This window comes from Falsirhodobacter deserti (genome assembly GCF_004015795.1).
Lineage (GTDB): Bacteria > Pseudomonadota > Alphaproteobacteria > Rhodobacterales > Rhodobacteraceae > Falsirhodobacter > Falsirhodobacter deserti.
Genome location: NZ_ML137218.1, coordinates 495,266 through 510,377, shown reverse-complemented (window position 1 = coordinate 510,377; position 15,112 = coordinate 495,266). Strand labels below are relative to the sequence as shown.

18 protein-coding genes and 3 tRNA genes are annotated in these 15,112 nt (G+C 64.0%); 12 read left to right on the top strand and 9 right to left on the bottom strand.

Annotated elements, in window-relative coordinates:
* Positions 1-37 precede the first annotated feature (37 nt).
* The 5 genes from JX25_RS02610 to hisH all read left to right on the top strand — a co-directional run bounded on the left by JX25_RS02610 (position 38) and on the right by hisH (position 1,842).
* The gene (locus tag JX25_RS02610) at positions 38-238 is read left to right on the top strand and encodes a hypothetical protein (RefSeq protein WP_128253554.1); all 201 of its coding nucleotides are present in this window, start codon (positions 38-40) and stop codon (positions 236-238) included.
* Between the two features lie 144 nt (positions 239-382).
* Positions 383-457: transfer RNA gene (locus JX25_RS02605), tRNA-Gly, on the top strand.
* 21 nt (positions 458-478) lie between these two features.
* Positions 479-553: transfer RNA gene (locus JX25_RS02600), tRNA-Gly, on the top strand.
* A 66-nt stretch (positions 554-619) separates the two neighbouring features.
* Positions 620-1,207 carry an imidazoleglycerol-phosphate dehydratase HisB gene (hisB, locus tag JX25_RS02595; protein ID WP_128253553.1) on the top strand — a complete coding sequence of 196 codons (588 nt, stop codon included), beginning with the start codon at positions 620-622 and terminating at the stop codon, positions 1,205-1,207.
* Entirely contained in the window at positions 1,207-1,842 is a 636-nt protein-coding gene (gene hisH / locus JX25_RS02590) for an imidazole glycerol phosphate synthase subunit HisH (RefSeq protein ID WP_128253552.1), read from the top strand. The genes hisB and hisH overlap by 1 nt, the downstream gene beginning before the upstream one ends.
* Here the strand turns inward: hisH and JX25_RS02585 are convergent.
* A complete protein-coding gene (locus JX25_RS02585; protein ID WP_128253551.1) occupies positions 1,839-2,216 on the bottom strand; it encodes a DUF2147 domain-containing protein in 378 nt (125 codons plus the stop codon). The two genes, hisH and JX25_RS02585, sit on opposite strands and share 4 nt — an antisense overlap.
* A gap of 94 nt (positions 2,217-2,310) precedes the next feature.
* Between JX25_RS02585 and hisA the strand changes: the two genes are divergently transcribed.
* From hisA to JX25_RS02570, 3 genes are read left to right on the top strand one after another with little or no spacing between them, the layout of a single operon-like run.
* The gene (gene hisA, locus JX25_RS02580; protein WP_128253550.1) at positions 2,311-3,033 is read left to right on the top strand and encodes a 1-(5-phosphoribosyl)-5-[(5-phosphoribosylamino)methylideneamino]imidazole-4-carboxamide isomerase; all 723 of its coding nucleotides are present in this window, start codon (positions 2,311-2,313) and stop codon (positions 3,031-3,033) included.
* 9 nt (positions 3,034-3,042) lie between these two features.
* Positions 3,043-3,804: an imidazole glycerol phosphate synthase subunit HisF gene (hisF, locus tag JX25_RS02575; RefSeq protein ID WP_128253549.1), complete on the top strand. Its 762-nt coding sequence runs from the start codon at positions 3,043-3,045 to the stop codon at positions 3,802-3,804.
* On the top strand, positions 3,801-4,109 hold the full coding sequence (locus JX25_RS02570; RefSeq protein WP_128253548.1) for a phosphoribosyl-ATP diphosphatase: 309 nt from the start codon (positions 3,801-3,803) through the stop codon (positions 4,107-4,109). The genes hisF and JX25_RS02570 overlap by 4 nt, the downstream gene beginning before the upstream one ends.
* On the opposite strand, the gene JX25_RS02565 is transcribed toward JX25_RS02570, so the two are convergent.
* Positions 4,099-4,518, bottom strand: a complete 420-nt coding sequence (locus JX25_RS02565; RefSeq protein WP_128253547.1) for a CoA-binding protein — start codon at positions 4,516-4,518, stop codon at positions 4,099-4,101. The two genes, JX25_RS02570 and JX25_RS02565, sit on opposite strands and share 11 nt — an antisense overlap.
* A gap of 264 nt (positions 4,519-4,782) precedes the next feature.
* Entirely contained in the window at positions 4,783-5,565 is a 783-nt protein-coding gene (gene rlmB, locus JX25_RS02560) for a 23S rRNA (guanosine(2251)-2'-O)-methyltransferase RlmB (protein ID WP_128253546.1), read from the bottom strand.
* A gap of 108 nt (positions 5,566-5,673) precedes the next feature.
* On the opposite strand from rlmB, the gene JX25_RS02555 reads away from it, so the two are divergent.
* Positions 5,674-5,757 (top strand) — tRNA-Tyr (locus JX25_RS02555).
* Between the two features lie 66 nt (positions 5,758-5,823).
* Entirely contained in the window at positions 5,824-6,810 is a 987-nt protein-coding gene (locus tag JX25_RS02550; RefSeq protein ID WP_128253545.1) for a hypothetical protein, read from the top strand.
* Here JX25_RS02550 and JX25_RS02545 read toward each other — a convergent pair.
* Complete coding sequence (locus JX25_RS02545) at positions 6,807-7,490, bottom strand: SIMPL domain-containing protein (protein ID WP_128253544.1); 684 nt, start codon at positions 7,488-7,490, stop codon at positions 6,807-6,809. The two genes, JX25_RS02550 and JX25_RS02545, sit on opposite strands and share 4 nt — an antisense overlap.
* 158 nt (positions 7,491-7,648) lie before the next feature.
* On the opposite strand from JX25_RS02545, the gene JX25_RS02540 reads away from it, so the two are divergent.
* Complete coding sequence (locus JX25_RS02540; RefSeq protein ID WP_128253543.1) at positions 7,649-9,985, top strand: hypothetical protein; 2,337 nt, start codon at positions 7,649-7,651, stop codon at positions 9,983-9,985.
* A gap of 51 nt (positions 9,986-10,036) precedes the next feature.
* Here the strand turns inward: JX25_RS02540 and JX25_RS02535 are convergent, their stop codons facing one another.
* The 5 genes from JX25_RS02535 to JX25_RS02515 all read right to left on the bottom strand — a co-directional run bounded on the left by JX25_RS02535 (position 10,037) and on the right by JX25_RS02515 (position 14,761).
* Positions 10,037-10,546, bottom strand: coding sequence for a CarD family transcriptional regulator (locus tag JX25_RS02535; protein ID WP_128253542.1), 510 nt, complete (start codon positions 10,544-10,546; stop codon positions 10,037-10,039).
* A gap of 205 nt (positions 10,547-10,751) precedes the next feature.
* Positions 10,752-11,090 (bottom strand): ferredoxin FdxA, encoded by a 339-nt coding sequence (gene fdxA / locus JX25_RS02530; protein ID WP_128253541.1) that lies wholly within the window; start codon positions 11,088-11,090, stop codon positions 10,752-10,754.
* A gap of 116 nt (positions 11,091-11,206) precedes the next feature.
* Entirely contained in the window at positions 11,207-11,506 is a 300-nt protein-coding gene (locus tag JX25_RS02525; RefSeq protein WP_241557833.1) for an RNA-binding S4 domain-containing protein, read from the bottom strand.
* A 1-nt stretch (position 11,507) separates the two neighbouring features.
* Positions 11,508-14,213: a helicase-related protein gene (locus tag JX25_RS02520; RefSeq protein ID WP_128253540.1), complete on the bottom strand. Its 2,706-nt coding sequence runs from the start codon at positions 14,211-14,213 to the stop codon at positions 11,508-11,510.
* A 5-nt stretch (positions 14,214-14,218) separates the two neighbouring features.
* Positions 14,219-14,761, bottom strand: coding sequence for a tetratricopeptide repeat protein (locus JX25_RS02515; protein ID WP_241557832.1), 543 nt, complete (start codon positions 14,759-14,761; stop codon positions 14,219-14,221).
* A gap of 62 nt (positions 14,762-14,823) precedes the next feature.
* On the opposite strand from JX25_RS02515, the gene JX25_RS02510 reads away from it, so the two are divergent.
* A complete protein-coding gene (locus JX25_RS02510; protein WP_128253539.1) occupies positions 14,824-15,108 on the top strand; it encodes an SCP2 sterol-binding domain-containing protein in 285 nt (94 codons plus the stop codon).
* The last annotated feature ends 4 nt before the right edge of the window (positions 15,109-15,112 follow it).

Sequence of the window (15,112 nt, the reverse complement as noted above, 5' to 3'; positions counted from 1 at the left end):
AATGCTTCCGACGAAATGTTTTGAAGGAGATCTGGATATGACCACTCACAGCAACTGCGCCGCCTGCGCATTTTACGAAGATCACGCCGCCAACGGCACCACGCTTGCCCGCGATGCCGGCCTGTGCCGCTTCAACCCGCCCGTCACGCAACCCTCGGCCGAAGCACGCGGCTTCTGGCCGGTCGTGACCGCGAATGACTGGTGCGGTCACTTCGCCTCGCAGATCGCGGCTGAATAAGAACGCCAGCCAGCCGCGCACCCGCGCAGCCAGCCAGCAGTTCGAAAGGCGGTGCTTCGGCGCCGCCTTTTTTTTCTGCGCATCGCGAATTTTCCGCTTGCGTCCGTTCGCGCCGTGGCCTAAATCCCCGCCAGTCCAAACGGTGCGGGCGTAGCTCAGGGGTAGAGCATAACCTTGCCAAGGTTAGGGTCGGGCGTTCGAATCGCCTCGCCCGCTCCAATTGGACCGATGATCTGAAGCGCGGGCGTAGCTCAGGGGTAGAGCATAACCTTGCCAAGGTTAGGGTCGGGCGTTCGAATCGCCTCGCCCGCTCCAGATCACCAGACATTGCAGGACCTTGCAGCGCCACCTATAAGGCGCAGGACAACAAGGGACACCGCGATGCGCCAAGCCGAGATCACCCGCAAAACCGCCGAAACCGACATCACGCTGACCGTCAACTTGGACGGAACCGGCGTTTATGATGTGCAGACCGGCGTGGGCTTTTTCGACCACATGCTGGACCAGCTTTCGCGCCATTCCCTGATCGACCTGACGCTGCGCGCGAACGGCGACACCCACATTGACGACCACCACACCGTCGAGGATTGCGGCATCGCCATCGGGCAGGCGCTGACGAAAGCGCTTGGCGACAAGCGGGGCATCCGCCGCTATGGCAGTTTCCACCTTGCGATGGATGACGCGCTGGTCCGCTGCGCCCTGGATCTTTCGGGCCGCCCCTATCTGGTGTGGAACGTTCCCTTTCCCACCTCTGCCATCGGCCGCTTCGACACTGAACTGGTGAGGGAGTTTTTTCAGGCGCTGTCTACCCATGCGGGAATCACCCTGCATGTGGACCTGATTCACGGGCTGAACAGCCACCACATCGCCGAAGCCGCCTTCAAGGCCGTTGCCCGCGCCCTGCGCGAAGCGGTGGAACCTGATCAGCGCCGCGCCGATGCGATTCCCTCCACGAAAGGATCGCTGTGATGCTGACGGTTCTGGTCGATTACGACAGCGGCAACCTGCATTCCGCCGAAAAAGCCTTCCAGAAGATGGCTGCCGAAGTTGGCGGCACTGTTCTGGTGACCGACAAGCCCGAGGATGTGGCCCGCGCCGACCGGATCGTACTGCCGGGCGATGGCGCGTTTCCTGCATGCCGCCGCGCCCTTGGCGCCTATGGTGGCCTGTTCGAAGCGATCGAGGATGCGGTCACCAACAAGGGCCGCCCCTTCCTTGGCATCTGCGTGGGCATGCAGATGATGACGACATGGGGCCGCGAATATGAAGACATGCGCGGCTTCGACTGGATCGGGGGCGAAGTCGTGAAGATCGAACCGTCGGATCCGGCGCTGAAGGTGCCGCATATGGGCTGGAATGATCTGGTGGTGGATCACCCGCACCCCGTGCTGGATGGCATTGCGACAGGGGATCACGCCTATTTCGTACACTCGTTCCATTTCAGGGTGGCCGATCCGGCGCAGCGGCTGGCCTATGTGAACTATGGCGCAGAAATCACTGCCATCATCGGGCGCGACAACATGGTCGGCACCCAGTTCCATCCGGAAAAGTCGCAGGCCACCGGCATGCGCCTGATCCGCAACTTCCTTGGCTGGCGGCCCTAATCCACCCGCCGCCAAATACCGCCGGATCGGCAGATGCCCACAAGGCAACCGCCGACATCCAGCGTGTCGCCATCAAGAACCAGGCGCGCGGCATAGCTGCGCCCCGTTTCGGGGTTCAGCACCCGCCCGCCGGTGTAAAGGCCGTCGCGGCCCGTCACCTCGCGGATGATGGTGCTGCCCTGCATCCCCGAAGGCACCCGCTGGCCCGCGGCATCCACATCACCAATGACGGTGCCGCAGAAGCCGGCCCGGCAGGGGGCCATTTCCACCAGCGCGGCACCGCCGGCATCATTGGCCTGCGTGCGCCAGACCCCTTCGATCGGGTCAGCGGCGAAGGCGGGGCCGGTCATCAGGATCAGGGCAAGAAGTCGCATCAGCGGCAGTTAAGGCGGGCAAGATGCGCGGCAAGGTTTGCGCCCTGCGGCATCTCGCGCTAGGACCGGATGAAACCCGTGCCGGAGCCGCGCCATGATCCTTTACCCCGCCATCGACTTGAAAGACGGCCAATGCGTCCGCCTGCTGCGTGGAGAGATGGAGGCCGCGACGGTCTTCGGTGACGATCCCGCAGCGCAGGCGGCAAGCTTCGTTCAGGCGGGCTGCGAATGGCTGCACCTGGTCGATTTGAACGGCGCATTTGCAGGCCAGCCCGTCAACGGCGCGGCGGTGGAGGCGATCCTGTCGCGCGTGAACGTTCCCTGCCAGATGGGCGGCGGCATCCGCGACATGGCCACGATCGAGATGTGGCTGCAAAAAGGCCTTTCGCGCGTGATCCTTGGAACAGTGGCGGTGGAGAACCCCGATCTGGTGCGCGAAGCCGCGCGCGCATTCCCCGGCAAGGTTGCCGTGGGCATCGATGCCCGTAAGGGCCGGGTCGCCACGAAAGGCTGGGCCGAGGAAACGGATGTCATGGTCACCGATCTTGCGAAGTCGTTCGAGGATGCGGGCGTTGCCGCCATCATCTATACCGACATCGACCGCGACGGCGCGATGGGCGGCCCCAACATCGAAGCGACCGAGGCGCTGGCCCGCGCCGTGTCCATCCCCGTCATCGCCTCGGGCGGGGTGTCGCGCATGTCCGATCTGATCGCCCTGCGCGATACCGGCGTCATCGCGGGGGCCATTTCGGGCCGTGCGCTTTACGATGGCGCGATCGATCTGGCCGATGCGCTTCGCGCCCTTTCCTCGCGATAAGGCCCGACCATGCTGAAAACCCGCATCATCCCCTGCCTTGATGTTGCCGATGGCCGCGTGGTCAAGGGCGTGAACTTCGTTGATCTGATCGATGCCGGCGATCCGGTGGAAGCCGCCCGTGCCTATGACGCCGCCGGCGCGGACGAGCTGTGCTTCCTGGACATCCACGCCACGCATGAAAACCGCGGCACGATGTTCGATCTTGTGACCCGCACTGCCGAACATTGTTTCATGCCGCTGACGGTGGGCGGCGGCGTGCGGACGCCGGACGATGTCCGCCACCTTCTGCTGGCCGGGGCCGACAAGGTCAGTTTCAACTCTGCCGCCGTGGCCGATCCCGATGTCGTCGCCCGCGCAGCCGACCGGTTCGGCAGCCAGTGCATCGTTGTCGCCATCGACGCAAAGACGGTGGAGCCGGGCCGCTGGGAGATTTTCACCCATGGCGGGCGCAAGCCGACGGGCATCGACGCCGTCGAATTCGCCCGCACCGTCGCGGCAAAGGGCGCGGGAGAGATCCTGCTGACCTCGATGGATCGCGACGGAACACGTTCGGGGTTCAACATCCCGCTGACCCGCGCGATCTCGGACGCGGTTTCGATCCCCGTCATCGCTTCGGGCGGCGTGGGAACGCTGGACCATCTGGTTGAAGGCGTGACGGAGGGGGGCGCGTCGGCGGTCCTTGCCGCCTCCATCTTCCACTTCGGCACCCACACCATCGGCGAAGCGAAAGCCCACATGGCCGCTGCCGGTATCCCCATGAGGCTGCAATGACCGCGCTTCACCGTCTGGCCGACACCATTGCCGCCCGCAAGGGTGCAGATCCCGACACCTCGTGGACGGCCAAGCTGTTGGCAAAGGGGCCTGAAAAATGCGCCGAGAAGTTCGGCGAGGAATCCGTCGAAGCCATTATTGAGGCGGTGAAGGGCGACCGCGACCGCCTGACGGCGGAAGCAGCCGATGTGCTGTATCACCTGCTGGTGATGCTGGCGGCACGCGATGTGACGCTTGACGATGTTCTTGCCGAACTCGAACGGCGCGAGGGCACCTCGGGCATCGCCGAAAAGGCTAGCCGATAAGGCGCGGGATCTCGATGGCGGGGCAGCGATTCTCGACCACCTGAAGGCCGTGATCTTCCGCCAGCGCCCGCGCCTGCGCATTGGCGATGCCAAGCTGCATCCAGATGACCTTCAGGCCGTCCAGCTTTACCGCCTGTTCGACCACCGGCGGCACATCTTCCGATTTGCGGAAGATATCGACCATGTCCACCTGCACCGGCAGCGATGCCAGATCGGGCACGACCACCTCGCCCAGGGCCTCGGTTCCGGCATGGCCCGGGTTGACTGGAATGACGCGGTAGCCGCGCTGCTTCAGGAACGCCGCGACGTTGTGGCTGGGCCGCGCCGGATTGGGCGACCAGCCAACCACTGCAACGGTGCGGACGGTTTCCAGAATGGTGCGGATCGTGGTATCATCGGGTTGGGTCATGGCCACCTCCTTATGCCCCATATGGCATGCGACGGGCGAAAAAAAACGCCCGATCACGGAGACCGGGCGCAGTTACGGAACGAGGGACAGTGAAGTCAGGAAACGGGGGTTCCGGCCCCGTCCTTGAACAAACATATGCCTTCCACCCAGGATTGAAAGGCTCGTCGCGATTCTGTGAAGGTATCCGGTAAATTTTTTTGACAGTGTCAACCAAGCATCACCCGTTGCACGAAATATGTTGCACTTCGGCCACATAATGCCAAATCACCCTCGCGTCACTGCCGCATAAAGCGACACTGCAGCCGCGTTCGACACGTTCAGCGACCCGAAACCGGCCGCGAAGGGAATGCGGGCAAGTCGATCGCAAGTCTCACGCGTTTTTTCGCGCAAGCCCGGCCCTTCGGCACCCAGAACCAGCGCCACGGGCCGCGAACCGACAGCCGCCAGTGCTTCGCCCAGCGTTTCCTCGGCCTCGCCCTCCAGCCCGATCAGGGTGAAGCCCATGCCCCGCAGCGATTCCATCGCATCGGCAAGGTTCGGAACGCGCAGATACGGCTGACGTTCCAGCGCGCCTGAAGCGGTTTTAGCCAAGGCACCCGTTTCGGGGGCCGAATGACGGTGCGGCGCGATCACGGCCCGTGCGCCGAACACCTCGGCCGAACGAAGAACAGCGCCCACGTTGTGCGGATCGGTCACACGATCCAGCAGAACGACCAGCGGCGCGCCCTCCCCGCCGGCACAAACATCGTCAAGGCTGCCCCAGACCAGCGGCTTCACCTCCAGCGCGGCACCCTGGTGCACCGATTCGGGATCGATCGGCACGTCGAACTTGCGCGGCTCGACGATCTCCGGCTCCAGCCCGCCTGCGGGAATGGCGTCGGCCAAACGGTCGGCGGCGTTCTTTGTCAGCACAAGGCGCAGTTTCTGGCGCTGCGGGTTCAGAAGTGCGTCGCGAACGGCGTGAATACCGAACAGCCAAACGGTCTCCGCCGCCGAGGCGCGTTTGGCACGCTCTTTCTCGATCACCCAGACCGGTTTCTTGCTCATCAGGCATCCTTTCTTGAAGGCGGCGACAATCGCCTGCACTTTGTCGTGGTGCAAGCGGAACTTTCCGGTTGACGCCCCCCGCAGTCTTCTTTAATTCCGCCCCTCAGTGGGCGACGTGCTGCAAGGTGCGGCAGCGGACTGTAACTCCGCCGAGGCGACTCATGCCTGGTTCGATTCCAGGGTCGCCCACCATCCTTCCTGACTTTCCCGAATCACTCAACCCTCTATAAGGGTTGATGAAGATAACGCGGGACAGTCATGGCACGGCAGAAATTCAACATCCTCGCCATCGCACAGTCAGGGCGGCTGGAATACGAAGCGATCATCCTCGCGGCGTCGCTGCGGCTGGCCGATCCCGATTTCCCCGGCACCCTGTTCATTGCCGAACCCCGCCCCGGCCGGCTTTGGGGCGAGGCCAATCCACGCATAAGCAACAAGACCCGCGAATTGCTGCGCGATCTGGATGCCGAGATCGTTTCATTCGATTCGGAAGTCTTCGGCGCCAGCTATCCCAACGGCAACAAGATCGAGGCGCTTTGCACCCTGCCCGAAGAGCCGTTCCTGTTTCTGGACACCGACACGATCATCACCGGCAGCTTTGCCGAGGTGACGTTTGATTTCGACCGCCCCTCTGCCTCGATGAAGCGCGAGAACACCTGGCCGCAGGAAGAGCTCTACGGTCCAACCGTCGGCCAGACGTGGCAAGAGCTTTACCGCCTGTTCGATGTGCCCTTCGAACCGACGCTGGATCCGGACGAGCCGGACAATTACTGGCAGAAATACCTTTATTTCAACGCGGGCTGGTTCTTCCATGCCAGCCCGCGCGCCTTTGGCCAGCGGTATCTGGACTGGGCAACCCGGATCTGGCGCAAACCGCCGGAAGTTATCGAATGCCAGACGATGGAGCCGTGGCTGGATCAGGCGGTGCTTCCGCTTGTCATCGCCTCTTTCGGGGGCGGGCGTCCGGGGCCGGAACTTGCGGGCCTTGACGGTGACGTCACCTGCCACTGGCGCGTGATGCCGCTGATGTTCGCGCGCGAAAGAGATCTGGCGGTGGAAATGATGAAGAAGGTTGCCAGCCAGTCGGCGGTGCGCGACGTGCTTCAGAAATACGGCCCCGCGCGCAAGATGCTGTATGAAGGGGCGGGCGATCAGATAAGGGCGATGTTCGACCGGAATGACCTGCCCCGCAAGGAACAGGCCATCCGCAACCGCATCAAGCGCGAGGGACTTTGGACGCGCTAGTCGCGTTCGTCGATCTCGAACTCGATCGTGACCTGCGCATCGCGTGTCACCTCGCCGCCAGCGATCGGCGTGGAGGCGGCTGCTTCCATCCGGAACATGGGCGGCAAGGGCTGGGACATGTCGCCACCTTCGCTGATCCGCTCAATCCGGCCCAGACGGACATCGGCAGCCTCGGTCAGCTGGCGGGCACGCTGCATCGCATCCTCAACCGCGCGGCGGCGGGCTTCTTCCAGCAGCGGCGCAGGATCGGCCAGATCGAACGAGATTCCGTTCAGCGTGTTGGCCCCGTCGGCCACGGCGGCATCAAGAATCTCCCCCAGCCCGTCAAGCTGGCGCACCCGCAGCGTGATCATGTTCTCGGCGACATAGCCGTCGATGCGGCGCGCTTCGCCCTCCCCCTGAACCCATTGCGGATTAAGCTGCAGGCCGGTTGTCTGGATATCGGCCTCGGCCATGCCGGCAGCTTTCAGCCGTTCCATCACGCGCTGCAATTCGGTGGCATTCGCCTGCATCGCGGCCTGCGCCGTTTCGCCTTCGGTTGTCACGCCCAGCGTCACCGTCGCCATGTCGGGCGCCGCAACCGCCTGCGCCTGCCCGGTCACGATGATATGGGGGGCCGCATGGGCCGCCAAGGGCAACGCCATCATTCCGCTCGCGACCAGCGCCTTAAGCACGTTCATTCCGTCCACTCCTCAAGACAGTCTTGTGCGGCCAGCATATAGCGTGAAATTGCCGTTCCCATGCGTTTTCCTTTCCCTTGGCGGAAAGCTGCTTTAACATCGCGCAGGATGGGAGGTTGCCTCCCGCCCCCTCTTTCGACAGTGTCAGATCGCGACAGATGCTCCCCGGATTTACCCTCGCCTTCAGCGACGAAACCGTCACCCTGCTGCACCGAACCGAGGAGGGCTGGGCACCGCTTGGAGAAGTGGCGCCGGATGCATCCGATCTGGCAGAGCAGATGGCAGACCTGCGCGAACAGGCCGAGGCGCTGGCTCCCGAAGGCATTGCCACCAAGCTGGCGATTCCTGCCTCGCAGATCCTTTACACCAGCATCCCGCTGCTGACCGATCAGGACGCCACAGCGCAGGTTCATGCCGCACTTGACGGCCTTACCCCCTATGAGGTGAGCGAGCTTCGCTTCGACTGGACTGTCGAGGCAGGGCGGGCCCATCTTGCCGTCGTTGCCCGCGAAACGCTGCATGAAGCAGAAGGCTTCGCCACCGATTTCGGGTTCAATCCCGTTGCCTTCACGGCCATCGCCCCCGAGGGTCGCCTGCCCGAAGAGCCGTTCTTCGGCCTGACGATGGTTGCCGCACGGTTCCTTGGTGGCCAAGAGGTGGAGCGGGACGACATGCTGCTGCGCCCTCCCACACTGGCGGCCGTTCCGGACCCTGCCGATATTGAGGCCCTGCCCGAACCGGAAGACCCCGAACCTGCGTTCGAGGCCGAACCGCAGCCAGAACCTGTTTTCGAGGCTGAACCGCAGGCGGAAGACCTTGCGGAAGTGCCGGTCGATATGGACATCGCCGAGGAGGAGGAGGTCTATGCCTTCCTTCCCGACGATGACATCGCCGCCCATGAGCCCGAGGAAGAGCCCGCTCAGGAACTTCCCGCCGCACCGCCGGAAGACGAGCCGGACCCCCTGCCTCTGGAAGACGAGCCCCTTGCCGAGGCAGACACCGTTGAACCGGAAATGATCGCACCGATCATTCCGGCTGCCGACGATGAGGACGATACTGCCCTGCCCGAGGATGACGCCGAGTTCGCGGAATTCCCGCCCGCCGGCGAGGAGGAGCTGGTGGAGGATGAGCCGGAAGAAGATCCGTCCCGCCTGCCGGGGGCAGAATCCGCCGCAGCTTTCGTGGTGCAACCTGCCGCCACCCAGCCGCGCCCGATCCCCCGGGTGCCAGAGCCGCCGGTTTTCGATCATCCTTCCTTTACCCGCCGCGACACCTCCCTTCGGGCCGATCGCGCGCCGCCGAACTTCCTGCGGGCGGGTCCGGTACCGGCCGGACGAACGCCGCCGCTTGGCGCCCCGACAGCCGAAGCACCCTTCGTGGATTTCGCGCAGCGCAGCGGGACGAAGCCCGACATGGTTCCACCGCCGCTACGCGTGACGCAGAACCGCGCAAGATCGACGGCAGGACGAGGGGCGGCAATGTCACGCCCGCGTCCACGGATGCTCGGGCTGCTTCTGACGCTGCTTCTGCTGGGGGCGCTTGCACTTGTGGCAATCGCTTCCTCGCTTTTCACGGGCGGAAATAACGACAGCGCCTCGGCGGGCAGGCCGTCGATCAGCATCTTCCCGATGGCCCAGGCCGCGACCCGCCCCGAACAGGTGGTGATCGCGGCACCTGCCCCCGCAGCGGCCTTTGATCTGCCCACAACGCTGATCGAGCGGCCAATCATCCAACAGGACACGCGCCCTGCCGCACCGCAGATGCTGGCGCAGGCAGATCTGACATCCTCGCTTCCGCCCCGCCTGCGCCCCCGATCGGCTGCCGCGGTGCCCGAGGCCACCTCTGCATCTATCGTGGCGCTGACGGGGAGTCGGCCCCGCACCCGCCCAGGCACGACAATTGTGGCTGCGGCACCTGCCCAGGTGGCAAGTGCCGAGGGGGGGCTTCGTGTCAGCCCCCGCCCGCAGCGGCGGGCAGAAAGTGCCGCCAACGCAGCCATCGCCATGGGCACCGGCACGGGACTTGCCGTGGACATCTCTCAGCGGCCCGAGGACAGACCTTCGGGCGTTTCGCAGCAATCGGTGAACGCGGCCATCGTTGCCGCGCTGGAGCCGCCACCAGCGCCGCCGATCGCGCCCCCTGTTGCCGCAGTCCAACCCGCGCCGCAACCGGTGCCCCAGCCTGCGCCCCGCGTGGCTGCACCGGAAGCCGATGACGAACCGGAGCCAATTGCCACCGCCCCCCGCATCCCCACCAGCGCCTCGGTTGCGCAGCAGGCAACCCAGAACGGCAAGCTGCCCCTTGGTCGAACCAATGTCATCAGCATCAGCGGAAGCGAATCCAACCGATCGGCGCTTGTTCGCCAGAAGAACGGCCGCGTCAGCAGGCTGAAGGTGGGGGACCGGATCGAAGGCGGCGTGATCGCCGCCATCACGCGCAACGCCATCCACTATCGCAAGGGCAACACGCTTTACGCGATCGAAATGCCCAGCTGACATGAAAAAACCGCGGCAGAGGCCGCGGCTTCAAGCTTCATGCGCTTGGCCTCAGGCAGCGCGGGAAAGCAGAACGTCATCCACTTTCTTTTGCGCGCCCGCCTCGTCGGTTCCCGACACGGCAGCCACTTCGCGCGTCAAACGCTCCAGCGCCGATTCGTAAAGCTGACGCTCCGAATAAGACTGCTCGCGCTGATCGTCCGAACGATGCAGGTCACGCACCACTTCCGCGATGGACATCAGATCGCCGGAGTTGATCTTCTGTTCGTATTCCTGCGCACGGCGCGACCACATGGCCCGCTTCACCCGCGCCTTGCCCTTCAGCGTGTCCAGTGCCCGTTCCACCACGTCAGGGGCGGACAGCGACCGCATGCCGATTTCCGTGGCCTTGTGCGTCGGAACGCGCAGGGTCATCTTGTCTTTCTCGAACGAAATCACGAAGAGTTCGAGCTTGAGGCCCGCGATCTCCTGCTCCTCGATCGACATGATCTTGCCCACGCCATGGGCGGGATAGACGACGAAATCGTCAGGACGGAATTCGGGCTTCTTGGTCTTCGTCATTCGAGTCCTCGTGATTCATCCCATAGACGACAGAATACCCACCCGGAACGGATTCCGGGGGATGTGCTTGGATCTGTCGTTGGGAACAGGTTTCCGCGCCATTTGCGGGATTGCCACGCCTAGGACGATCCCGCACTCTATACGATAAGTATATAGCACAGAATCGGCCCGATTCCAACACGCAGCTGCGTGAGCGGTGGAAACGTCAGTTACCTTCGCCGGGTTCCGCGACGAAGTATTTTTCCAGCTTGCCGGTTTCTCCATCGCGTTCAGCCGCTTCGGGCAGGGGATCGCGCTTCTGGGTGATGACGGGCCACTGCTCGGAATATTTGCGGTTGAACTCCACCCACTGCTCCATGTCCGGCTCGGTGTCCGGACGGATCGCGTCGGCGGGGCATTCGGGTTCGCATACACCGCAGTCGATGCATTCATCCGGATGGATCACCAGCGTGTTCACCCCTTCATAGAAGCAGTCCACCGGACAGACTTCCACGCAATCGGTGTATTTGCAGGCGATGCAGTTGTCGGTAACGACATAGGTCATGGCAATGATCCGGGCGTTGCGGTCGTGACCGTTACCTATTCCCCACAAAGGCAAAGAGCAAGCGGGCCGCGATCAGGAAAGATCACCGCTTTCATGCCAGCCAAGCAGACGGAACATCATTCCCCTGAAGCAGCAGGGCCCGGGACGTCATTCGCAAGATCGTCATAAAGCATTTGCGCCTCGGTTGCAGGGCCGCGCCGAATGGGCAGGTCCAGCACACGGATCACCCGGATACGCCCGCCTTGCGGAAAGGTCAGCGTGTCCCCCTCCCCCACCGAGGCGGAGGGTTTGCGTGTCTTTTCACCGTTCACGCGAACATGACCCGCCTCCACCTCGGCAAGCGCGACAGAGCGGGCCTTGAAGAAGCGCGCCTGGACAAGCCACTTGTCCAGGCGCATGGTCGGACGCGCAGCCACGTCAGCTTTTTTTCAAAGCGGCCAGAACCGCGAAGGGATTGTCCGGATCCACCTTGGCCGGACGTTCGGGACGCGCCTCGAACTGGCGGGGCTTGTCCTTGCGGTCACCCTTGTCACCATTCTGGCGCGGCTTGCCCTTGCGCTCGCCGCCTTCTTTGCGGGGCGGACGTTCTCCTTCCTTGCGCGGCGGACGGTTGCCCTCGCGGCGCGGCTGCTCGCGGCGGCGCGGTGCCCAGGTGAAGGTATAGAAAGCCTCCATCTCGGGAACAGCTTCGGCGGGCGCCTCGCCTTCCGGGATCGGGTTCTGCGTGGCTTCGGCTTCCGGCGCAGGGCGTTGCTTGGCACGCTCGGCCTTTTCGGCCTTGTAACCAAGGCCGCCCATCAGATCCGCGAACTGTTCCAGCGTCATGCCGGTGATCGACAGCATGTCGGGCGTCGCCTCGAAACCGGCGCGGCTATCCTGCGCGCGCAGCAGATCGGCCAAACGCTCCAGCATGTCGATGCGGATCGCGCGGGTGCCTGCGGGGCGATAGCCTGCCAGCAGGTAATGTTCGCGCGGCACGCCCTCGACATTGGGAATCGTGACCAGCCCCGGGGGCGGGCTTTCCGGAAACTCCTCCAGCCCGTTCGCCAGCGACCACAGAACCAGACGCAGGCGCGTGGGCGCGGGCTTCAGCAGCAGCGGCAGGAACACGGTGAACTGGCCAAAGCGCACGCCATGCTTGCGCAGCACGGAACGCGCGTCCTGATCCAGCGCCTTCACCTCTTCGGCGATGCCGTCGCGCGGCAGAACGCCCATGCCTTCCACGAGCCGATAGGCGAAACCGCGCGCAAGGCCGGTCATCGTCTCGTCACGGCTCATGTTCAGCAGCGGCTCGAACTGGGCGGCAACCTTGCGATCGATGAAATGCTGCAAGCGGCGCTTCACCTTTTCGGCGACGTCATGGCCAGCCTCGTCATCGACGAATGCTTCCACCTGCGGCTTCAGCGGATCCCCGCCGGCAACCAGCTTGCCCACCGCCTGATCGCCCCACATGAGGCCACCCTGCTCGGTGAAGTCCATCTCGGTGTCGGGCGCGTTATAGAAGCGGTCCGCACGCAAATGGAACTCGGGCCGCAGCGCCTGAAAAGCCGCCTGCCGCAACGTCTTCGCTTCATCGGGGGAGCTTGCGTCGTCCTGCCGGAAGCGGAAGCCCTCCAGACGGCCGACGAACTCGCCCTCAACCGTCACTTCACCCTTGTCGTTCACCTCGGCCACGAGGGTCTCCTTCTGTTTCAACCGCCGCATCAGCACAGATGTGCGCCGGTCGACAAATCGTTGGGTCAACTGCGCGTGAAGCGCATCCGACAGCCGATCTTCTACAGCGCGAGTTTCCTCCCGCCAATGGCTTTCATCTTCCACCCATCCCTTGCGTTGCGCAATGAATGTCCATGTCCGAATATAGGCCAATCTGCGCGAAATCGTATCAATATCGCCATTCGTCCGGTCAATCCGTTGGATAACGCCGGCCAGCCAGTCCGTAGGAACCCTGCCGGCCTGCAAAAATTCGAAAATGCGCGTCAGAAGGCTGGTATGTTCGCCCCCCGACCGCCCGCGGAAATCCGGGATGCAGCACACGTCCCACAAAAGGCGCACGGCCTGCGGCGAACGGACGCGGTCGCGCACCTCGGGCAATGCGGCCAGTGCCTTCAGGGCGTGCAGGTCGCTGGATTCGCGCGTGCGGCTCAGCCAGTCATTCTGCGTCGGTGCCTCGAGGCTGGCAATCAGCCGGTCCAGCGTGCCGAATTCCATCGCCTCGTTTCGCCATTGCAGCTTGCGAATGGGGGCAAAGCGGCTTTCCTCGATGGCCGCCACCACCTCGGGCACAAGCGGAGAGGCTTCGCCCGTCACACCAAAGGTGCCGGGTTCGGTATGGCGGCCCGCCCGCCCCGCGATCTGCGCCAGTTCGTGCGGAAACAGCGGGCGCATCCGGCGGCCGTCGAACTTTTCGGTCGAAGAAAAGGCGACGTGCCGCACATCAAGATTCAGGCCCATCCCGATGGCATCCGTCGCCACCAGGTAATCCACGTCGCCGTTCTGATAAAGATCGACCTGCGCGTTGCGTGTGCGCGGCGACAGCGCCCCCATCACCACCGCGCAGCCGCCCTTGGTGCGGCGGATCAGCTCTGCAATCGCATAGACATTCTCGACCGAGAATCCGACAATCGCGCTGCGCGGCGGCATCCGGCTGATCTTCTTCGATCCGGTATAGGTGAGCGTGGAGAAACGCTCCCTCCGCATGAATTCCACCCCGGGCACCAGCGCGGCAATGGCCCCGCGCATGACCTCCGAGCCAAGGAACAGCGTTTCCTGCAAGCCCCGCGCCCGCAGCAGCCTGTCGGTGAAGACATGCCCGCGCGTGGGATCGCCGCACAGCTGGATCTCGTCGATGGCGATGAAGTCGGCACCGATTTCCAGCGGCATCGCCTCCACGGTGCAGACCCAATACTGGGTCCGGTCGGGAACGATACGCTCCTCGCCGGTGACAAGCGCCACCACCGAAGGGCCGCGCTGTGCCACGATGCGGTCATAAACCTCGCGCGCAAGCAGGCGCAGCGGCAGGCCGATAACGCCTGTCCGGTGGGCCAGCATGCGCTGGATCGCGTAATGTGTCTTGCCGGTATTTGTCGGTCCCAGAACCGCCGTAACCCGCCCGCCCTGGCGCATTGGGTTCAGATCTCCTGCCCTGTCAGCTCGGTCCGCAGCCGCCGAACCTCCTCCGGCACCCCGGCAAGGTGCGGATGGATGGCCAGCGCCGCTTCGTATGCACGGATCGCGTCCTTCGGGCGGTCCATCTCCTCCAGCATCGTGGCAAGGCCGGCGATTGCGGTGAAGTGGCGCGGATCAAGGGTCAGCACATGGGCCAGATCATCGATTGCCGGGCCGAACATGCCCTTCTGAAAGAACGCGGCCGCGCGCGAATTGTATCCTTCGGCAAAATCGGGCGCATGGTCGATCAGCGCGCTGAAATGGCTGATCGCGGCATCCGTATCGCCCGCTGCCAGCGCCTTGTGCCCCCGCTGCAGCAGCAGGTCCATCGCCGAGGAGCCAGAGCGTTGCCATTCGCCGAATATCTCCGCCTCGATCTGCGGCGCGTCTTCGGCCGGTGCATCCTGCAGCCGGTCGTAAAGCGCATCCAGATCCGCCGCCGCCGCGGGCACCGTCAGCAGCACCGCCGCAGCAAGGATGTGGAAAATCGAAGCAGTCGTTTTCATATTGCCAAGGTAACGTCAGATGCGGGAATTACCAGAACCCGCCGCCACGAAAGGAGCGACCCATGGGAGAAGTGATCGACAAGGCGGTGGACCGTCTGGGCGCCCGGCTGAAAGGTTATGAAGGAACGGCGAAGTTCGTCATGACCGGCGAGGGCACGATCATTGCCGATTCCAATGGTGTGCGGGAAGGCGACGGCCCCGCCGATGTGACCCTGACCGCCAGCGTGGAGGATTTCCGCGCCCTGCTGGAAGGCCGCCTGAAACCCGCCAGCGCCTTCATGAGCGGGCGACTGAAGGTCGACGGGTCCATGCCGGCCGCAATGAAGCTGGGGGCGGCACTGGCGTGAGGGT

Coding starts and splice junctions, on each gene's coding strand:
- JX25_RS02570 (WP_128253548.1), top strand. CDS start 3,801: ATGACCGCGCTTCACCGTCTGGCCGACACCATTGCCGCCCGCAAGGGT.
- JX25_RS02540 (WP_128253543.1), top strand. CDS start 7,649: ATGCTCCCCGGATTTACCCTCGCCTTCAGCGACGAAACCGTCACCCTG.
- hisF (WP_128253549.1), top strand. CDS start 3,043: ATGCTGAAAACCCGCATCATCCCCTGCCTTGATGTTGCCGATGGCCGC.
- JX25_RS02585 (WP_128253551.1), bottom strand. CDS start 2,216: ATGCGACTTCTTGCCCTGATCCTGATGACCGGCCCCGCCTTCGCCGCT.
- hisB (WP_128253553.1), top strand. CDS start 620: ATGCGCCAAGCCGAGATCACCCGCAAAACCGCCGAAACCGACATCACG.
- fdxA (WP_128253541.1), bottom strand. CDS start 11,090: ATGACCTATGTCGTTACCGACAACTGCATCGCCTGCAAATACACCGAT.
- JX25_RS02515 (WP_241557832.1), bottom strand. CDS start 14,761: ATGAAAACGACTGCTTCGATTTTCCACATCCTTGCTGCGGCGGTGCTG.
- JX25_RS02610 (WP_128253554.1), top strand. CDS start 38: ATGACCACTCACAGCAACTGCGCCGCCTGCGCATTTTACGAAGATCAC.
- rlmB (WP_128253546.1), bottom strand. CDS start 5,565: ATGAGCAAGAAACCGGTCTGGGTGATCGAGAAAGAGCGTGCCAAACGC.
- hisA (WP_128253550.1), top strand. CDS start 2,311: ATGATCCTTTACCCCGCCATCGACTTGAAAGACGGCCAATGCGTCCGC.
- JX25_RS02550 (WP_128253545.1), top strand. CDS start 5,824: ATGGCACGGCAGAAATTCAACATCCTCGCCATCGCACAGTCAGGGCGG.
- JX25_RS02520 (WP_128253540.1), bottom strand. CDS start 14,213: ATGCGCCAGGGCGGGCGGGTTACGGCGGTTCTGGGACCGACAAATACC.
- hisH (WP_128253552.1), top strand. CDS start 1,207: ATGCTGACGGTTCTGGTCGATTACGACAGCGGCAACCTGCATTCCGCC.
- JX25_RS02510 (WP_128253539.1), top strand. CDS start 14,824: ATGGGAGAAGTGATCGACAAGGCGGTGGACCGTCTGGGCGCCCGGCTG.
- JX25_RS02535 (WP_128253542.1), bottom strand. CDS start 10,546: ATGACGAAGACCAAGAAGCCCGAATTCCGTCCTGACGATTTCGTCGTC.
- JX25_RS02545 (WP_128253544.1), bottom strand. CDS start 7,490: ATGAACGTGCTTAAGGCGCTGGTCGCGAGCGGAATGATGGCGTTGCCC.
- JX25_RS02565 (WP_128253547.1), bottom strand. CDS start 4,518: ATGACCCAACCCGATGATACCACGATCCGCACCATTCTGGAAACCGTC.